Annotated in this window: 15 protein-coding genes; 9 read left to right on the forward strand and 6 right to left on the reverse strand. The window is 61.2% G+C overall.

Annotated elements, in window-relative coordinates; translation table 11 throughout:
• The first annotated feature begins 131 nt into the window (after positions 1 to 131).
• From ACP_RS08300 to ACP_RS08320, 5 genes are all read left to right on the forward strand, one after another.
• Positions 132 to 1193 carry a 1,9-bis(guanidino)-5-aza-nonane synthase gene (locus ACP_RS08300; protein WP_015896852.1) on the forward strand — a complete coding sequence of 354 codons (1062 nt, stop codon included), beginning with the start codon at positions 132 to 134 and terminating at the stop codon, positions 1191 to 1193.
• A 222-nt stretch (positions 1194 to 1415) separates the two neighbouring features.
• The gene (locus ACP_RS08305) at positions 1416 to 1625 is read left to right on the forward strand and encodes a hypothetical protein (protein ID WP_015896853.1); all 210 of its coding nucleotides are present in this window, start codon (positions 1416 to 1418) and stop codon (positions 1623 to 1625) included.
• Positions 1626 to 1828: 203 nt separating this feature from the next.
• Positions 1829 to 4513, forward strand: a complete 2685-nt coding sequence (locus ACP_RS17345) for a PAS domain S-box protein (RefSeq protein ID WP_052294750.1) — start codon at positions 1829 to 1831, stop codon at positions 4511 to 4513.
• Positions 4514 to 4542: 29 nt separating this feature from the next.
• A complete protein-coding gene (locus ACP_RS08315) occupies positions 4543 to 4923 on the forward strand; it encodes a response regulator (protein ID WP_015896854.1) in 381 nt (126 codons plus the stop codon).
• A gap of 12 nt (positions 4924 to 4935) precedes the next feature.
• A complete protein-coding gene (locus ACP_RS08320) occupies positions 4936 to 5265 on the forward strand; it encodes an Hpt domain-containing protein (protein ID WP_041839426.1) in 330 nt (109 codons plus the stop codon).
• A 42-nt stretch (positions 5266 to 5307) separates the two neighbouring features.
• On the opposite strand, the gene ACP_RS08325 is transcribed toward ACP_RS08320, so the two are convergent.
• Positions 5308 to 6483 carry a potassium channel family protein gene (locus ACP_RS08325; RefSeq protein WP_015896855.1) on the reverse strand — a complete coding sequence of 392 codons (1176 nt, stop codon included), beginning with the start codon at positions 6481 to 6483 and terminating at the stop codon, positions 5308 to 5310.
• A 97-nt stretch (positions 6484 to 6580) separates the two neighbouring features.
• Between ACP_RS08325 and ACP_RS08330 the strand changes: the two genes are divergently transcribed.
• The 3 genes from ACP_RS08330 to glmM all read left to right on the forward strand — a co-directional run bounded on the left by ACP_RS08330 (position 6581) and on the right by glmM (position 9609).
• Positions 6581 to 6784 (forward strand): DUF2905 domain-containing protein, encoded by a 204-nt coding sequence (locus tag ACP_RS08330; RefSeq protein WP_274426278.1) that lies wholly within the window; start codon positions 6581 to 6583, stop codon positions 6782 to 6784.
• Positions 6785 to 6892: 108 nt separating this feature from the next.
• Positions 6893 to 8263 carry an exodeoxyribonuclease VII large subunit gene (gene xseA, locus ACP_RS08335; protein ID WP_015896857.1) on the forward strand — a complete coding sequence of 457 codons (1371 nt, stop codon included), beginning with the start codon at positions 6893 to 6895 and terminating at the stop codon, positions 8261 to 8263.
• Complete coding sequence (gene glmM, locus ACP_RS08340; RefSeq protein WP_015896858.1) at positions 8260 to 9609, forward strand: phosphoglucosamine mutase; 1350 nt, start codon at positions 8260 to 8262, stop codon at positions 9607 to 9609. Before xseA ends, glmM begins: the two co-directional genes overlap by 4 nt.
• An 87-nt stretch (positions 9610 to 9696) precedes the next feature.
• Here glmM and polA read toward each other — a convergent pair whose 3' ends face one another.
• The 5 genes from polA to ACP_RS08365 all read right to left on the reverse strand — a co-directional run bounded on the left by polA (position 9697) and on the right by ACP_RS08365 (position 16523).
• On the reverse strand, positions 9697 to 12471 hold the full coding sequence (gene polA / locus ACP_RS08345; protein WP_015896859.1) for a DNA polymerase I: 2775 nt from the start codon (positions 12469 to 12471) through the stop codon (positions 9697 to 9699).
• A gap of 75 nt (positions 12472 to 12546) precedes the next feature.
• A complete protein-coding gene (gene queA / locus ACP_RS08350; RefSeq protein ID WP_015896860.1) occupies positions 12547 to 13608 on the reverse strand; it encodes a tRNA preQ1(34) S-adenosylmethionine ribosyltransferase-isomerase QueA in 1062 nt (353 codons plus the stop codon).
• Positions 13609 to 13618: 10 nt separating this feature from the next.
• Positions 13619 to 14326: a lysophospholipid acyltransferase family protein gene (locus tag ACP_RS08355; protein ID WP_015896861.1), complete on the reverse strand. Its 708-nt coding sequence runs from the start codon at positions 14324 to 14326 to the stop codon at positions 13619 to 13621.
• 48 nt (positions 14327 to 14374) lie between these two features.
• Positions 14375 to 15625: an ABC transporter permease gene (locus tag ACP_RS08360; protein WP_015896862.1), complete on the reverse strand. Its 1251-nt coding sequence runs from the start codon at positions 15623 to 15625 to the stop codon at positions 14375 to 14377.
• Positions 15618 to 16523: an ABC transporter ATP-binding protein gene (locus ACP_RS08365; RefSeq protein WP_015896863.1), complete on the reverse strand. Its 906-nt coding sequence runs from the start codon at positions 16521 to 16523 to the stop codon at positions 15618 to 15620. Before ACP_RS08365 ends, ACP_RS08360 begins: the two co-directional genes overlap by 8 nt.
• A gap of 344 nt (positions 16524 to 16867) precedes the next feature.
• Here ACP_RS08365 and recG point away from each other — a divergent pair, with 344 nt between their 5' ends.
• Complete coding sequence (gene recG, locus ACP_RS08370) at positions 16868 to 19195, forward strand: ATP-dependent DNA helicase RecG (RefSeq protein WP_015896864.1); 2328 nt, start codon at positions 16868 to 16870, stop codon at positions 19193 to 19195.
• The last annotated feature ends 9 nt before the right edge of the window (positions 19196 to 19204 follow it).

Here is a 19204-nt window from a genome sequence, read left to right on the forward strand (position 1 = left end):
AGGCGGCAAGTATAACTCCCGAAGATTGCAGGAAATGCAACAAAGGCGGGGCTTTCGGCGCAGCCCATGGGCAAAAAATTCATATTCCAAAAGAGGGAATTCCCCCCGTCCATTGATATTCTGGAGATGCTATGCCTACGAAACAGGAACTCCTCAACAACCCCATCCAGCACATCGACATCAAGCAGCACAATGTTGTCGCGCTCGTCGATGCGATGCAGCAGATGGCCTATAGCTCCCGTGACCTCGCCCGGGCGGCTTCGATTTATGAGCGCATGCTGCGCGACCAGGAATGCGGCGTGATTCTGTGCCTCGCCGGGTCGCTGATCAGCGCCGGACTCAAGCAGATCTTCATCGACCTGATCCGCAATCACATGGTGGACGCCATTGTCTCGACCGGCGCCAATATTGTGGACCAGGACTTCTTTGAAGCCCTCGGCTTCAAGCACTGGATTGCCGATGACCTGCTCAAGCAGGGCACCGAAGACGCCACGCTGCGCGAACTGATGATCGATCGGATCTATGACACGCTGATCGACGAAGAAGAACTGCGCATCTGCGACGAGACGACCGAGAAGATTGCCAACTCGCTCGATCCTCGCCCCCACAGCTCGCGCGAGTTCATCAAGGCGATGGGCGCTTACCTCGAAAAGGAAGGCAAGATTCCGGCCAAGGGCGGCGTGGACTCGATGGTCTATGCGGCGTACCAGAATGATGTGCCGATCTTCGTGCCGGCCTTCAGCGACTGCTCCGCCGGCTTTGGCCTGGTGGCGCACCAGCATGCCCGGCAGGACAAGCCCAAAGTCTCGATTGACTCGGCCAAGGACTTCTACGAGCTCACCCAACTCAAGATCGCTAACCCGACGACCGGCCTGCTGATGATTGGCGGCGGCGTACCGAAGAACTTCGCGCAGGATATCGTGGTGGCTGCCGACGTGCTCGGCATGGACGCCCCGATGCACAAGTATGCGGTGCAGATCACCGTGGCCGATGTGCGCGACGGCGCGCTCTCGTCGAGCACGCTCAAGGAAGCCAGCTCCTGGGGCAAGGTGGATACCACCTACGAGCAGATGGTCTACAGCGAAGCGACCATGGCCCTGCCGCTGGTGACCGGTTACGCCTACCACAAGCAGGCTCATGCTGCCCGCCAGGGGCGCCGCTGGGCTCGCCTGCTGGAGCCGGTTACCGCGTAAGCCAGATTGACTCAACCATTCAAAGAGGGGAGCCGCCATAGGCGGCTCCCCTCTTTGCTTTTGCAGAGCCAGACCATTCCGCAAGGGTGAATCGAATACCACAAAAGTGGTATTCGGTAACATTACCTAAGTTCTGGACGATTCTATTACTCGAGGCGTAGGATGCTGGTTGTTCGTTAACTCCGCAGCACAAAATTACGAGACGAACAGGATTCTTACGACATGCTTTTCTGGATCGTTCTGCTTGGTGCTCTCTACGTCGCCGCATTGATCGTTTTCTGGTCGCTTTGCCGCATGTCCGCCACCCGCCCGCGCCCCTGGACCTTGAGCCAGGAAGAGGACGAGCAGTTGGTGGCCTCTCTTCATTCCGTGCGGTCAGATGCACAGGTGGCCGTCCTTTCGATGGATGCTGGCCGGATTATGGGCGTCTGAACAGACCAGGCGGTTTCCTGCGTTTGCTTGCAGCGCGGATGTTTTCGTTAAACCGCCCCGGCCCTTGCCGATTTTCATCAATTTCCGGGTGGAAGCTCCTTTGAGTTGCCTATACTTGCCATGAGCTTTGCGCAGGCCGCGCTCCCTTCACGGCCTGGACCGCAAGGCCTCCGGGGCCCGTGATCCGATCGAAGAACACACCTTTGCTTTCGCTGGCTTTTCTGGCGGCGCTGATCTTTTCAGGATCGGGCCTTCTCCTTTTTGCGCGTACCGAGCACACGGCGATGCTGCAGAACCCCGGCTTGTTCTGGTTCATCGCATTGTGGATTCTGGCGCAGGTCCTGTTCATTTTGGTGAGCATCTTCAGCCTGCGGGCGGCAATGCGCCTGGCTCTGACCGAGCAGGAGCTGAGCGAGTCAGTGCAACTGCAGCGCTCCATTCTGGATTCGGCCGGAGCCATGATTCTGGCGGCGGATATTCGCGGACGCATCATCATCTTTAATCCGGCAGCGGAGCGCATGCTGGGATACCGGGCCGACGAAGTAGTCGGCCGCCTGCGGCCGGATGAGCTTTTTCCTGACGGCGAAATGGAGCGGATTGGCAGGCAGTTGACCGGCGCCATACAGCGGGCGCAGATGCTGCCGGGCGATGCTCCCGAGCCGGTACGCTCATTTCTGCAGTATGTGAGCAGCTTTCCGTCAACGCGCGTGCGCGGCTTTGAGATGAGCTACCGGCGCAAGGATGGGTCGGTTTTTCCGGCAACAGTTTATCTTTCGGCCATTCGTTCGCGAGAAGGCTCCATCACCGGGCTGGTGAGCGTGAGCACCGATCTGAGCGCAACCAAGCGGGCCGAGCAGGCGCTGCGCGAAAGTGAAGAGCGCTATCGCGACCTGTTTGAAAACTCCGCGGAGATGATTGCCACGCTCAGCCCGCGAGGGCGGTATCTCTATGTGAATCCTGCCTGGCAATCGCACTTTGGCATGACAGCCGACCAATTCGAGTCGCTGATGAGCTTTGAATCGGCATTTTCCCTGGAGGTGCAAGCTGAGGCAGCGGTGCTCTTCCGGCAGGCGCTGCTGGGCATGAAGGTAGAGGCGGCGCCCCTGCGCCTGCACACTCGCGATGGCGGCACGGTGGAAGTGGAAGCCAGCATGAGCTGCCGCCGGGAGAGTGGCAGCCCCGTCTCCGTGCGCTGCATTTTCCGTGATGTAACTGAGCGCAACCGGCGGGAGCGCCGCCTGCGCATGCAGTTGCAGGTGAGCCAGATTATCGGCGAGTCCAGCACGGCCCAGATGGCCGTGCCCCAGATTCTCGCAGCGCTCTGTTCCACGCTGGGCAGCGACGTGAGCAACTTCTGGGTGATCGACGAGGCCGCCAATTGGCTGAAGCTGCAGAGCAGTTGGGCTCCGCAGGGCCGCGCCAGCGAAGAGTTCCGGGCCGAGAGCGCGTCGCGGCGCTTTCACCGTGGCGAGGGCTTGCCGGGCATGGTGTGGGCGCGGGGAGAACCTCACTGGGTGAGCGATCTGCGAACCGATCCTCATTTTGTGCGCGGTCACTCGGCACGGCTGAACGGATTGATGAGCGGCTGGGCCGTGCCTATACGCGTGGGCAACCAGGTGATTGCGGTGATGGAGTTTTTCTCGCGTCACCGCATGCGCGAAGACGCCGAGATCACGGCAACGGTAGAGACCATTTGCGCCTCCATCGGGCAGTTCCTGGCGCGCTCCTCGCAGGAGTCGCGCGTCGTGGCGCTGAACCAGCAGAAGGAGTTCATCCTCAATTCGGTGGCCGATGCGATTTTTGGCGTCACCCCGGATGGAATGATCGACTTTGTGAACCCAGCCGCCTCGCGGCTGCTCGGCATTGAAACGCCGGTACTGATTGGCAAGCGGGCTCACGCGGTGCTGCATGGCGCGCTGGGCAGCGAAATTTGCGGCGAAGACTGCCGTACACGGCTGGCGCTGCAGACGCTCACGCCCACCATGGGGCAGGACATTTATTTGCAGCGCGACGGGCGCAGGCTGCCGGTTGAGTTTTCAGTGATGCCCATGCTGGAAGAAAATGCTGTCGTGGGTAGCGTGCTGAGCTTCCGCGACAACAGCCAGCGCTATGCGCTGGACCGCATGAAGGATGAATTCGTCTCGACGGTGAGCCATGAGCTGCGCACGCCGCTGACCTCGATTCGCGGTTCGCTGGGCCTGCTCTCAGCCGGACTGCTGGGCGAACTGAACGAGAAGGCCAGCAACCTGCTGCGCATCGCGGTGACGAACTCGGACCGGCTGATCCGGCTGATTAACGACATTCTCGACCTCGAACGCATGCAATCGGGCCGCGCCACGCTCAACCTGCGCAGACTGTCGATTCGTGAACTGGCGCAGCAGGCAATGGAGTCGATGCAGCCGCTGGCGGAAAACTCAGGCGTGACGCTGACGCTCGAGGCCGAGCAGGATGTATGGGTGGATGGCGACCCGGATCGCCTGCAGCAGGTGGTGACGAATCTGCTCAGCAACGCAATCAAATTTTCTCCGCCGCAGGCGCAGGTGCGGCTGCGCATTCATCGCCAGCCGGGGCACGCGCAGTTGTCAGTGGTGGATGAGGGACGCGGCATTCCAGCCGACAAGCTGGAGAGCATCTTTGACCGCTTTCAGCAGGTGGATGCCTCGGACTCCCGGCAGAAGGGCGGCACCGGCCTTGGGCTTGCCATCTGCCGCACCATTGTCGAGCAGCATGGAGGGCGTATCTGGGCCGAACAGAATGAACTGCACGGAGCCACATTGCATGTCCTGTTGCCCGTGACTCATGAAATGAAACCGACAGCCGGCTCTGCCAACGGATCAAGGAATGCAGAGCTGCCTGCAACACCCTCAGAGTCGCCTGCCGAAATCTGAATCACAAACGAAGAGAAACACCTGGAAGCATGAAGAAACGCAAAATCCTGATCATTGACGACGAAGAAGATATCCGCACCGTCACCGCACTCACTTTGGAAACTGTGGCCGAGTGGGATGTTGTGATAGCCACCAACGGAAAAGAAGGCATCCAACGAGCCAGACAGGAACATCCCGACGCGATCCTGCTGGATGTGATGATGCCGGAGATGGACGGGCCTACCACCTTTCGCAACCTGCAGGCCATTGCAGAGACCCGGCAGATTCCGGTTCTGCTGCTGACGGCCAAGGTCCAGGCGGTGGATCAGCAGCGGTTTGCCGACCTGGGCGTGGCCGGGGTGCTCTTCAAGCCGTTTGATCCCCTGACGCTGGCCAATCAGATCGCCGGAGTACTGGGGTGGATGGATTAAAACGGAGTAACGATGGCTCTCGATGACGAGAAACTGGCCACAATCCAAAGCAAGCTCGATGCCATCTGGAAGGCCAGCAAGCCAGCACTGTTGGAGCGGCTGGCGACGCTGGAAGCCAGTTGCGAAGCGTTGCGAGTAAATCCCGAAAGCCAGGATGCGCGCCATGCGGCCCACGACGCCGCACATAAACTGGCGGGCGTACTCGGCACCTTTGGCCTCGTTCGCGGGAGCCAGATTGCCTCGGAGCTGGAATGCATCGTGACCGGGCAAGACAATGAGCCGCTGCCTGCGATGCAACCACTGCTGGCGGAACTGCGGGAGATGATCGTGGCGAAGCAGTGATCGCGAGAAACGAGAACGCCCTCACGAAGTGGAATTTACAGGCTAGAAGATATGTTCCGGATCTTCAGCCGTGTGCCTGTGCGAGATACTGGCCGAGGTGCTGGCCTTTTCGCCGCCCTCTGCCTCGGCCTCGGCACGCACTTTAGCGACGGAGAGCCAGTTGTCGATCTTTGCCCGCTCGTCATAGAACGGCGGCAGCGGCATGCAGAGATAATCGCCCAGCGGGAAAGCATAGCCTTCGTAGAGCTTTCGCATCTTCTTAAGGCGCTTCTCGGTGTCGCCATCACGGCAGACGCGCACGCCTGAGGCACAGAGCAGATCGTGAATCTGCTGAAAGGTCTCAGCGGGAAGCCGGTCGGGAATCTGCTGCTGCGGATCAATGGAAAAAATCTGCGAGAGGTCAATCAGCGCATGGCGCGCCATGGTGAAGGTAAGCTGCGCCTGCCGCGCAGGCTGCTCCTGCACTCCGGCAATCAGCAGCGCGCAGGTGTCAAGCACCGCCACCAGCGCCGCCAGCCAGCTTTGCTTGGAGTGCTGTGAACGGAAGTAGCAGAGCAGTGGGTAAGAGATATGGCTCTCCAGCAACTCGGCAGACCAGCGCTCCCATTGCTCCAGCAATTGCAGTAGCGCCTCTTCGCCACCCTCAAAGGCATGGCGGCGAAGCAGCTCCACCGCTGTGGGCGGCGAGCCAGCGCGCGCATCCAGCATGGAGATATTCACTTCGCGCCGCGAAAACGCGCCATAAAGCACCGGGAAGTAGCCGATGACCAGCGCGACAAAGCCGAGGCCGACACCCGCCTCCAAAACGACGAAAGTACGCGCAAACCAAGAGAGTGGAATAACGTCGCCCAGCCCAAGTGTGAATAGCGTCGTGCCGCTCACGTAGAAGTCGGAATAGCCAGGCAGCATGAGTGGATCGTGAAAGGGCGAGCCGACGGCGTAGAAGAGCAGTCCAAAGCCGAAGACCAGCGTAACCGCCCAAACACCGATGAGCCCCACCAAAGAGAGCGGCCCGTAGATGCTGAGCGCTGTCTCACGCTTGCGCGGGTCGCGGATGCGCATGGCAAAGACCTTCCACGGCTGCCAGGTGAGCACGTAGAAAACGCGCGTGAGCCGGAAGGCTCCGCTGGGGCGGCGCGGCAAAATGACCGTCTGAAACGCGTCAAGAAGCGCGTAGAAGAGGCAAAGCACGCCGAGGATGAGACTGAATGTGCGCATGATCGTTCCCTGTGCGTAATGCAAGCTAACCAGTCTGCGGCGAGCGCGTCAACAGCCGGTCTACACTGGATTCAGGATGCAGGGCCTGGGTCGCATTTTGATCGGAATGGGATTGCTGCTGCTCGTCGCCGGCGGTGTGGCCATGCTGCTGGGCAAAACAGGCCTTCCGCTCGGTCGTCTGCCGGGCGACATTCGCTATGAGGGCAAGCACTTCAGCTTCTACTTCCCGCTGGCGACCTGCGTGCTGCTGAGCGTACTGGTTTCGGTAGTCCTTTACCTGTTGTCACACTGGAGACGCTAGAATCTGTCTCTGCATGGCGGCTGGGATTAAACTCAATAATTGGTGAGCAGCTCTTCCTCACAACGCGCGCGGCAGCATCCAGAACGCGATTCAGACAATGAATCGCAGATGGGCCTTTTCTTTGAGGCACCCGTTGCTCACGAAGACACACCTCGCATCTGGAAGATCGGTGAGCTGGTCACCGAGGCTCGCGCGCAGATTGAGCGCCGCTTTGCGGAACTGCGTGTCGAAGGTGAGATTTCAAATCTTCGCGCCGCACCTTCTGGCCACCTTTACTTCACGCTGAAAGATGGTGAAGCCCAACTGCCCGCGGTGTTCTTCCGGCGACAGGCATCGCTGTTGCGCTTTCGCCCGCAGGATGGCATGCAGGTACTGCTGCGTGGACGGCTCACCATCTATGAGCAGCGCGGCCAGATGCAAATGGTGGGCGAAACCATGGAGCCGCTAGGCGCGGGTTCGTTGCAAGTCGCTTTTGAACAACTCAAAGCAAAACTGAAAGCGCGCGGCCTCTTTGACGCCGAACGCAAACGGCCGATACCAGCCTATCCGCGCTGTGTAGGCATCGTCACCTCGCCAACGGGCGCGGTAATTCGCGATTTCTTGAACATTGTGCAGCGGCGTCATGCGGCGCTGCAGGTGCTGCTTTATCCCGCAACGGTGCAGGGCGAGGGTGCGGCGGCCGAAGTGGCTGCGGGCATCTCCTATTTCAACCGCACGCGTGAGGTAGACGCTATTGTGGTTGCGCGCGGGGGGGGATCGCTCGAAGATCTCGCGCCCTTCAATACCGAGCCGCTGGCTGAGGCCATCGCCGCATCGGAACTGCCGGTGGTTTCTGCGGTCGGCCATGAAACCGACTTTACGATTGCCGACTTTGTCGCCGATCTGCGCGCGCCCACTCCCTCAGCCGCAGCCGAATTGATCACTGCGGCACAGCATCGCGTAGAAGAAGACCTGTCAGCGCTTTCGCAACGGCTGGAGCGCGCGATGCGCTTTCGCGTGATGCAGGCCCGGCATGGCCTTGACCGCGTGCGTGTCGAGCAAATGACCGTGCGCATGATGGACGCGCTGCATCGCCGCCAGCAAAAAATTGATGAACTGAGCGCAAGCGGGGAGCTTGCCATGCGCGGCCGCCTGCAACAGAGCCGCGAACGGCTGGGACTGGCCCAGCACGCATTGGCACGGCAGGATGTCGTACATCGCCTGCATCCGATGCGCGAACGGCTGGATCGCCAACGCAGTGCGCTCGAACGCGCGGCCCGGCACTACCTGAGCCATCGCCGCGAACGCCTGCATGGGATAGAAGGAAAGCTGCGCGCGCTCTCGCCCATGGGCGTGCTGGAGCGCGGCTATGCACTCGTATTTGACTGCCAGGGACGCCTGGTAAAAAGCGTGGATTCACTGAAACCTGATGAGGAGATGACGACGCGGTTGGCCGATGGAAACGTGACCAGCACCGTGCGCCGCCTGAACAAAGCATGAGAAAACTATTTGGAACCGACGGTATTCGCGCTGTGGCCGGAGAGAGCCCGCTCGATGCCGCAACTATTTTTGCCGTGGGCCTCGCGCTGGCTCACCAGATTACGCGGAACGGCAGCCCCAGACGCGTACTGCTGGGCATGGACACGCGCGAGTCGAGCCCCTGGATTGCGGGCGTGCTCACGGCTGGCCTGCGCGAAGGCGGCATTGCGGTGGAAAATGCCGGAGCGATCACCACGCCAGCCGTCGCGCACCTCGCCAGAAAGCACGGATTTGCAGCCGGAGTGGTGATCTCGGCTTCCCATAATCCCTGGCAGGACAACGGCATCAAAATATTCGGCGATGATGGTTACAAATTGCCGGACACGGTCGAACTAGCCATGGAAGAGGAGATCTTCCGGCGGCTGGAATTGCAAAAGTATCCTGATCCGGCGCAATGCCCCGCTCCTGAGGTGAAGTCAGGCTATCGCGGCGAATACGAAGCATTTTTGCGTGAGGCGGTACCGGGCCTCTCACTTCAAGGACTGCATGTGGTGCTCGATTGCGCGAATGGCGCGGCTTCAGCGATTGCTCCCGAACTGTTTGCCGGGCTCGGTGGCAAGGTGGATTTGACGCATGCTCGCCCCGATGGACGCAACATCAATGCCGAGTGCGGCGCACTGCACCCCAAGGTCGTCGCGGCGGAAACCAAAGCAGCAGGGGCGGATATTGGCGTTACATTTGACGGCGACGCGGACCGCGTACTCTTTGCCGATGCGCATGGAAATGTTGTGAACGGCGATGCCATCCTGCTGTTGGCGGCGCGCGATCTCAAGGCCAGAAAGCAATTGCCGGGAGATGTTGTGGTGGCCACCACCATGTCAAACATGGGTCTTGAGGCAGCGCTGAAACGCAACGGCATTCGCATGGAGCGCGCGCCGGTGGGCGACAAATATGTGCTGGAACGCATGCGCTCCGAGAAAGCCGCGCTCGGCGGCGAGCAGTCCGGGCACATTCTCTTCCCTGCCCTCGCCACTACGGGAGACGGATTGCTCACGGCCCTGCTGGTGCTTGAGATGGTGCAGCGTTCAGGCAAACCGCTGCACGAACTGGTCGCCGACCTGAAGGTCTTTCCGCAGGTCATCGTCAATGTGAAGGTGCGCGAGAAAAAGCCGCTCGAAGAAATTGCTGCCGTAGCTGAGACGATTCGCGAGGCCGAGTCAGATCTGGATGGCCGCGGACGTGTGGTGGTGCGCTACTCCGGTACGGAAGCGCTGGCCCGCGTCATGATCGAAGCTGAAAGCGAAGCGCTGATGCAAAAGCATGCCGAGAGCATTGCGGGCGCAATTCGCGAGGCGATCGGCATATAGACGCCGCTCTGATCGACCGCTGCACAATTTCCCAGGTCCGAACCGGCGGACCTGGGCACCCCAATCCAAGTTGCCCCGACATACCGGCTACTTCAGATCGCGCCAGTTTTCGCCGATGCCGATGTCGGCTACGATGGGCACCTTCAGCTCAACGACGTGCTCCATCTCGTGCCGTACGAGATCTTCCACCACTTCTACTTCTGCTTCCGGCACATCGAAGAGCAATTCGTCATGCACCTGCAGCGTCATCAGCGTTTGCAGGTTTTTCTTCTTGATGCGGGCATCGATGCGAATCATGGCCAGCTTGATCAGGTCTGCCGCAGTGCCCTGCAACGGAGTATTGACGGCGGTACGCTCGGCAAAGCCACGCTGATTGGCATTGCGGCTCTGAATATCCGGGATGGGCCGCACACGCCCAAAGAGGGTGCGGACGCGCTGCTCGCGGCGCGTCTGCTCAAGCACGCGGTCAATGTAAGCACGCACGCCCTGGTAGCGCGCGAAGTACGTATCGATATACTGGCGCGCTTCATGTTGATCAATGCCAAGCTGCTGCGCAAGCCCGAAGGGCGAGATGCCATAGACGATGCCGAAATTCACGGCCTTGGCGCGATTGCGCGTCTCCTTGTCCATGGCCTCTGGTGCAACGCCAAAGACTTCCGATGCGGTAAGCGTGTGAATGTCCTGGCCGGTGCTGTAGGCATTGAGCAGCAGTGGATCCTCAGAAAAGTGCGCCATCAATCGCAGTTCGATTTGAGAATAGTCCGCAGAGAGCAGCTTGCGCCCCGGCGCGGCAATGAAGGCCGCGCGAATCTCACGGCCGAGCGCCGTGCGCACCGGAATGTTCTGCAGATTTGGATTCGTGGAGGAAAGCCGCCCGGTCGCGGTGCCCACCTGATGAAAGGTGGTATGCACGCGGCCCTGGCTGTCGGCCAGCAGCGGCAATGAGTCCACATAGTTGGACTTGAGCTTGGCGAGCTGGCGAAACTCCAGCACGAGACGCGGCACATCGTTGTGCGCGGCCAGCTCTTCGAGCACATCCTGGGCGGTCGAGATGACTTTGCCTTTGCCGTACTTGAGTGGGCGAGGCAGATTCATCTTGTTGAACAGCACGTCGCCGAGCTGTTTGGGCGAGTTGATGTTGAATCGATGCCCGGCCTGCTCATAAATCTGCTGGCTGACGCGATGCATGTCGGCCGCGAGCCGGTCTCCCAGCGCCCGCAGCATCTCTGAGTCGATGCGAACGCCGTGCTGCTCCATCGCCAGCAGCACCGGGGCCAGCGGCAGATCAATCTGCTCATAGACCTTCAGCGTGTCTTCGCGCTCCACCTCTTCGCGCAAGGTGGGCGCCAGCGTGAAGATGGCGTGCGCGGCCTCGGGTAGCTCGTTTTCCCCTGTCTCGCGCAGGGCATGGTTACGAAAACGCGCTGTCACATCAGAGAGGCGATGCGTGGTGTGCGTGGGGTTGAGCAGGTAGGAGTAAAGCATCACATCATCGACGGCTCCCCGCAGTGCAATGTCCTGCGTGGAAAGCGCGCGCAGTGTGGACTTGAGATCGTGAACACGCTTGGGAATCGTTGCGTCTTCCAGCAATGGCCGCAGGGTGGAGAGCGGCAGCACGAGCGCGGTTCCTGCCTCGACCGCAACACCCAATTGCCACTCTGCCGGGGCTACGGGAGTTGACTCAGGCGTCTCGACGGCGGACTGCTCAAACATGTCGAGCATTGATAAATTCTGCGCGACGGGCGTAGCATCTGCCTCCTCGACACTCTCAGCATCTGCTTCGCTGAGCTGCGCGGCTTGCGTCTCCTGCACGGGCAATGCAAAGGCAAATCCCTTCTGGAGCGCGGTCAGAAGAAATGTTTTCACCTGCTCCGGCGATGGATGCGTAAGGTACTCCACCGCTTCTGCTTCTTCGGCGGGCGCGAGTTCCTTGAGCAGCGATGTGAATTCAAGCTCGGTGAAAAGCGTGCGGCATGCGGCGGCATCGGGCGGCTGCGTGCGCATGGCATCGAGATCGAGAGGCAACGGCACCGCGCAGTCAATGGTGACCAGCTCTTTGCTCAGCAGAATGTTGTCGCGATTATTCTCAAGCGACTCGCGATACGTTTTGCGCTTCACCTCAGCGGCACGATCAAGCGCAGCTTCCACGCTGCCAAATTGCTGGATCAGGTCCACCGAGCCCTTCTCGCCAATGCCCGGGGCGCCCGGCACATTGTCAATAGCGTCTCCGCGCAGCGCCATTACATCAATGACGCGCTCGGGCGGTACGCCCAGAGTTTCGATGACCTTCTCCCGATCAAGCACCAGATTGTCTTTTGCCGGATTGAGGATCTTTACCTGCTCGTTGACCAGCTGCATCATGTCCTTGTCGTTGGAGACGACAAAGACCGGATGCCCTTGCGCAGCGGCCTCCCGTGCGAGCGTGCCAATCACATCGTCAGCCTCAAAGCCCTCGGCCTGCAGAATGGGGATGCGAAAGGCCTCCAGCGCACGGCGGATGTAAGGCAACTGCTGCGCAAGGTCTGCAGGCATTTCTTCGCGATTGGCTTTGTAGCCGGCGTATTCCACCTCGTCAAATTTCTGCGTCTTCGCATTCCACTTGCGAATGGTGGCCATGGCCTTGGCGCGCTCATCGCGAAAGACCGGCGCGCTCACGTCAAAGACTGCCGCAAAAAACTCTGGTGCGAAGTCGCGGCGCAGCTTGTTGATCATGTTCACAAAAACGTAGGTGGCCGCGGTGGGCACACCCGCGCGCGTGGACATAGGGCGCTGCCGCTGCATGGCGTGGTAAGCGCGAAAGATGAACGACATGGAGTCGAGCAGAAAGACGGGGGGCTTGCCGGATTGAGACGCAGTGGACACGGCTTGAGTCTAATGCAAATGAAGATTTTTCTCCCGCGTCAGCACGTGCCCCCCAGGGCGCTGAGTACAAAAGACTCATGCCAGAAACATGCAGTCTCCGTAGGAAAAAAAGCGGTAACGCTGCTCCACCGCGTGCCGGTAGGCAGCCAACACAGCCTCACGCCCCGCAAAGGCACTCACCAGCATCAGCAGAGTGGACTGCGGCAGGTGAAAGTTGGTGAGCAGCCCCTGCACGATACGGAATTTGTAACCGGGAGAGATAAAAATCTCCGTCTCACCCGCATGCGGCACGAGCGGCTTTCCATCAGCAACAGTGGCGCAGTGCTCCAACGTGCGCACGGTGGTGGTGCCCACGGCGATGACGCGGCGATTCTCATGCAATGCGGCATTCACAGCCGCGGCTGTCTCGGGCGAGAGCGTGTAGCGCTCGCGATGCAGGCGGATATCTTCCACCTTGTCGACGCGCACGGGCTGAAAGGTTCCCAGACCCACGTGCAGCGTGATGTAGGCGGTCTGCACGCCCAGCTCCTGCAGTTTTGCCAGCATCTGCGGGGTGAAGTGCAAGCCCGCTGTGGGCGCGGCCACGGAGCCCGGCTGCTGGTTGTAGACCGTCTGGTAGCGCTCGCGATCTTCCGGCCGGTCTTCGCGATGAATGTAAGGCGGCAGCGGAATGTGCCCCACGCGCTCGAGCACGTGGAAGAAGTCGGGGATGGGAGTGAAGCGCAGCGTGCGTTCGCCAAACTCGCCATGCGCGATGATCTCAGCCTGCAGGCCCTCATTGCCAAAATGAATGCTCTCGCCCACGGGCACCTTACGGCCCGGGCGCACCAGCGCGCGCCACTCCCACTCCGAGATTTGCTCGGTGAGCATCACCTCGACCTGGCCTGTGGCTTCGTGGCCGGGCTGCGTGCGCAAGCCGGCGCGGCGGCCAAAGAGGCGCGCGGGAATCACGCGCGTATTGTTGAGCACCAGCAGGTCGCCGGGCCGCAAAAATCCTGGCAGATCAGCAAACATGCGATCCTGCCATGCTCCGGTGGAGCGGTCGAGCGCGAGCATGCGCGAGGCCGCGCGGTCGGCCAGAGGCTCCTGCGCAATCAAATCTTCGGGCAGATGGAAGTCGAATTCAGAGACGAGCACGGTATTAATTTTAGCGAGGCGGACGTTGGCGCGCCCGTCCGGCAGAGGTTGCCTGCAGGTGCTCCTCCGCGCCGAGGCGGGCGCGCTCAAGCGCGTCATTCAACTGGCGGCGGTATTCTTCCAGCGCCGCAGTATCGGCTTCGGGCGGCACACCGGGGATGGATCGTGCCCAGCTCACCACCACGCGCGAGAAAGGCTTCGGCACAAAGAACCGGTCCCAGGAGCGCATGGTCCAGGCCTTCTCAGGCAGCAGATAAAAACTGCCGATGGGCGCGCCGGTCATCTGCGCCAGTTTTACCGGGCCGCTTTTGGTCTGGTAGATCGGACCACGGGGTCCATCGGCGGTGAAGACAACGGGCTGGCCTTTTGTGAGCACTGAGCCGAGCGCCAGCAGGCCTGCGGCTCCGCCTCGCGAGCTGGAGCCGCGCACGCTCTGGTAACCGAGATGACCCAGCGTGCGCGCAATCAACTCGCCGTCAAAGCTGCGACTGATCAAAATAGAGCAGCGGAATTTGCGGAAGTACCAGGCGCACAAGAGCGTGCACTGGTGCCAGAAGCAGAAGATGCCGCTCGCGGGCGGCGTGGCCGGGGTAGCTCCCTCTTCGGCGATGACCTCGAAGCGCAGCGTGACGCCCACCAGCGCGATGAGCAGCGCGGTGAGGCGCGGCACGATGGCGATGGCGATGCGCTGGCTAAAAGAAAAGCGGGTGTGGGTCACCCGCTTATTGTAGCGATCAGAGTCGACGATGTTGCCCGGTAAATCCTGCTAGCTATACCGCAGCCAGCGCAGAATCTCAGGAATGTTGGGCCGCTTGCCATACATGAGAATGCCGATGCGGTAGATGCGCGCCGCCAGCCACACCATGGCCCAGATGGAGGCCAGCATCAGCGCAATGGAAAGCGCCAGTTGCCACACCGGCGGCATCTGGGAACAGATGCGCAGGTACATGATGATAGGCGTGAAGGGCGGAATGAGCGACATGACGACCGAGAGCGGAGCGTTCGGGTTGGTGATCACGTACGACATCATGAAAACCGCAATCACCAGAGGCGCGATGATGATGAAGGCAAACTGCTGCACCTCCTGCGATGAGTTGGCCGTGGAACCGAGCGCCGCGCTGAGCGCCGAGTAGAAGAAGAATCCGAGCAGAAAAAAGACAAGGAAAAAGATCAGCTCCGTTGCGTTGATGCCCAGCGAGCTAAGCCCATGCATGCCGATCTGTGCCGCCAGCCCCGAACCACTGACGGCAATGGTCAAAAAGACCCATATCGCCACTTGCGTGAGCGCGGCAGCGCCCACTCCGAGCAGCTTGCCCATCATCAGACTGTCAGCGGGCGCGCTGGAGAGCAGCACCTCGATGATGCGCGTACCCTTTTCTTCGGTGACCGAGCGCGCCACGTCCGTGCCGTAAAACAGAACGGACACGTAGAGCACCATCACCAGCGCATAAATGCCGAAGTAGCTGCGCGTGGCATCCGTCTTGACCGCCACGCCATGTTTGACCTGCAGCATGGAGATATCAATCGGCTTAACAAGGTCTCGCGCTTCGTTTGCCGCCATCCCCTTCTGCACGAGTTGTTCGCGCACGGCTGCGCGGCCCAGCGCGCTCTCAAGCCGCGCCTCGGCCAGCACGTCTGACGAGCTGCGCGTGTAGTAGGTTGCGGTTGGTTTGGTCGCTCCCGAAGGGAGTGTCAGCCACAGCACGCCGTCCACCTGGTTGCTGCTGATCTCGGCCGTGAGCCGCGCGCGATCTGCTTCCGTAGCAGGCGCAACCACCTGGATGGAGGCGGGCGGATGCTCGCCATTCTTCAACTGGTCTTGCATGGTGGCGGCCAGCGCCGGGCTGTTGGACGCGATGACGATGTGGTTGAGCCCGGTCGCCTTCTTTGAGAGGAGAGCGATAGCGCCAATCATCACCAGCAGCCCGAGCGGCACCAGAATGGTGGTGATGCGGAAGACCTTGCTGCGCACCCGCTCGATGTACTCCCGTTTGGCAATCAACAGAATGCTATGCATCGACGCGGCCTCCCACGGTCTGAATAAAGATCTCTTCGAGCGATGGCTCGACCAGCTCAAATTTGTAGATGGTGGCGTTCGCGGCGGCAAGATGCAGCAGTTCCTGCGCGCTGGCGCCGTGCTTCAGTTCTATCTCGACCGAGCCGGGATAGCTTTTGGCCTTTGCAATGCCTTCGTAGCGCAGAAACGCATCGCTGCCCTCGTAGTGCAGCAGCACGCGGTTGCGCTCATAGCGCGACTTTACCTCGCGCATCGTGCCGGCCAGCACGGCCTCCCCGTTGTTCACCAGGCAGATGGAGTCGCACATCTTCTCCACCTGATCCATGCGGTGCGTGGAGAAGAGCACGGCCTTGCCCTGCTTCTTCAGGTCGATGAGCGTGTCCTGCAGCAGCGTGGCATTCACGGGGTCGAGGCCCGAGAAGGGCTCGTCCATGATGATCAGTTCGGGATCGTGCAGAAGCGTCGCGATGAACTGGATTTTCTGCTGCATGCCCTTTGACAACTCCTCGGTCTTTTTGTCGGCCGAGCTAAGGATGTCGAGCCGGTCGCACCATGACTTCGCACGCTGCGAGGCGGTCGCCGCCGAAAGCCCATGCAACTGCCCCAGAAAAAGGAGCTGATCCATGACCTTCATCTTTTTGTAGAGGCCACGCTCCTCTGGCAGATAGCCCACGCGCTTGAGGCTGTCGCGCGTGAAGAGGCTGCCAAAGAGATTCACCTGGCCTGTATCCGGCATGGTGATGCCGACCATCATGCGAATGCTGGAGGTTTTTCCGGCGCCGTTCGGCCCCAGCAGGCCAAACATGCTTCCAGGCTCAATCGCAAACGACAGATCGCGCACGGCGACCTTGGTGTCATAGGACTTGGAAATGCGGTCTAATGCAACAACTGGCGGCATAGGCTGCGGATTTTCTCCTTCCCGAATTTCGCGCACAGTGTATCAGGGTTGTACTCAGGGACTGGCCGTCCAGGCGGACGCGCCTTCGGCGCAATCACCGGGACGAAGGCATGCTGCGCAGCAAGGCTCACCCCTTGCACTCAGGCCCGTGCAGGAGATGAGCCGACTGCTCCTCTGGAGGGTGACCGCGATGCAGTGACGGTCACCGCGAGATACGCAGACGGCTTCGCCGCGGTTCCCTACGCCGTACGATTTCCCATCACGCGCAAGATGCCGTCGCTCTACAAAAACCATGCGCCGAAGGCGCGTCCGCCTGGACGGCCAGTCCCTGATAGCATCCACTTGTGCTGTCGCTTGATACCGAAGTCCAGTTTGTGAAAGGAGTAGGCCCGCGCATTGCCGCCGCGCTGGCCGAGAAGGGCATTCGCACGGTCGATGACCTGCTGCTGCACCTGCCCTTTCGCTATGAAGACCGGCTGCACCCGCGCGCGCTCATGGATCTGGTTCCGGGCGAGATGGCGAGCGTGATCGCCGAGGTGCGCGGCACTATTCTGCTGCGCACGCGCAACATGCCCATCTTTGAAATGACCGTCGGCCAGGGCACCACGGCCATGAAGTGCATCTGGTTCCATGGCACTTATCTGAAAGACCGCTTCCAGGCCGGGCAGACCGTCGCGCTCTTCGGCAAGGTGGAGCCCTCGCGATCGACGAAAAACTTCAAGATGATTCAGCCGCAGGTCGAGGTGCTGCGCGAGGGCAAAGACCAGGAAGACGAGATGCTCGAAGTGGGCCGCATCACGCCCGTCTACGAGTCGCTGGGCGGCAGCCAGCTCTCTACGCGCTGGATTCGCCGCGTCCTCTTCCACCTGCTGCGCGAGATTGAGGGCAATGTGCCTGAGACACTGCCGCGCTCGCTGCTCTTGCGTCTCGGGCTGCCCTCGCGCGAAGAGGCGCTCAAGCTTGTGCATTTTCCGGCAGCCGGAACGGCCGTGAGCACGCTGCAGGGCTGGGCCACGCCGGCACACAAGCGGCTGATCTTTGAGGAGCTTTTCTATCTGGAACTGGGCCTCGAACTCAAGCGGCGCAAGTTCCATGAGCGGCAGGGCCTTCCCTTTCGCGCCGATGACAAGGTGCGCGCGGCGCTGCGGGCCATTCTGCCGTTTCATCCCACGGCGGCGCAGAAGCGCGCGCTCGGCGAGATTGTGGCGGACATGCGCCAGCCGCGCCCTATGCGCCGCCTGCTGCAGGGCGATGTGGGCTCGGGCAAAACCATTGTGGCTGTTCAGGCGATGGTGATCGCGATGGAGAACGGCTACCAGGCCGCGCTGATGGCTCCCACCGAGATTCTGGCCACGCAGCATTACCTGGCCGCGCGGCGGCTGCTCGAGAAGTCGAAGCGCCCCTACCGCATTGTGCTGCTGACCGGCTCTCTGGATGAAGGCGTGAAGCGCGCCAACCGGGGCAAAATCTATCGCGGGGAGGCTGATCTGGTGATCGGCACCCATGCGCTGATTGAAGAGAAGGTGGAGTTCGCCAACCTGGGCCTGATCGTCGTGGATGAGCAGCACCGCTTCGGCGTACTGCAGCGCTTCCGGCTCATGAAGAAGCCCAACCAGGCCGAGCCAGACGTGCTGGCCATGACGGCGACTCCGATTCCGCGCACGCTGGCGCTCTCGCTTTATGGTGATCTCGACCTCAGCGTGATCGATGAACTGCCGCCGGGGCGCACGCCGATCGTGACCCGGCGCATCCCCGAGGAAAAGGCCGACGAGGTGTGGCAGTTTGTGCGCGCGCAGGTGGCCGAGGGGCGGCAGGCGTATGTGGTGTATCCGGTGATTGAGGGATCGAAGGACGACCAGCCGGAGCTGGACTTTGCCGCGGCCGAAGAGGACGAAGAAACGACAGCTCCCTCGACTTCGCTGCGCTCCGCTCGGGATGACAAGTCGCGGGGGAATACGCAACGGCAAGCCAGCGTGAAAACAGCGGCAAAGTCCGCGCCCAAAGCTGCAAAACCTGCCGCGAAATCTGCTTCGCGGGCAAAAAAGCCGTCGCTGTTCCCGAAGACTCCGCTGCGTTCAGCCACCGAGATGTATGACTCGCTGCGCACGGGCGCGCTGGCCGGGCTGCGGCTGGGCCTGCTGCATGGCCGCCTCAGCGCCGACGACAAAGACGTCACGATGAAGCGCTTCCAGCAGGGCGAGATCGACGTGCTCATCTCGACCACGGTGATTGAGGTAGGCGTGGACGTGCCGAACGCCTCCGTCATGGTGGTGGAGCACGCCGAGCGCTTCGGCCTGGCCCAGTTGCACCAGTTACGCGGACGCGTCGGCCGTGGCGCGGCTAAATCCTATTGCCTGCTGGTTGAGAGCGGCCGCGTTTCGCCGCAGGGCGAGCAGCGCCTGGCCGCCATGGAGCACACGCAGGATGGCTTTGAGCTGGCCGAGATGGACCTGCAACTGCGCGGCCCGGGGGAGTTTTTTGGCACGCGCCAGGCCGGGCTGCCTGATTTTCGCGTAGCCAACCTGCTGCGCGACCGCGAACTGCTCGAAGCCGCCAAGGCCGAGGCCGCCCAGTTTGTGAAGACGCCCGAGGGCACCGAACAGGAGCGGGCACTGGTACGCCGCCGCCTGCAGGACACCTGGCAGCGGCGGTACGGACTGAGCGAAGCCTAGGACTGGCCG

The sequence above is a fragment of the Acidobacterium capsulatum ATCC 51196 genome (assembly GCF_000022565.1).
GTDB classification, from domain to species: domain Bacteria; phylum Acidobacteriota; class Terriglobia; order Terriglobales; family Acidobacteriaceae; genus Acidobacterium; species Acidobacterium capsulatum.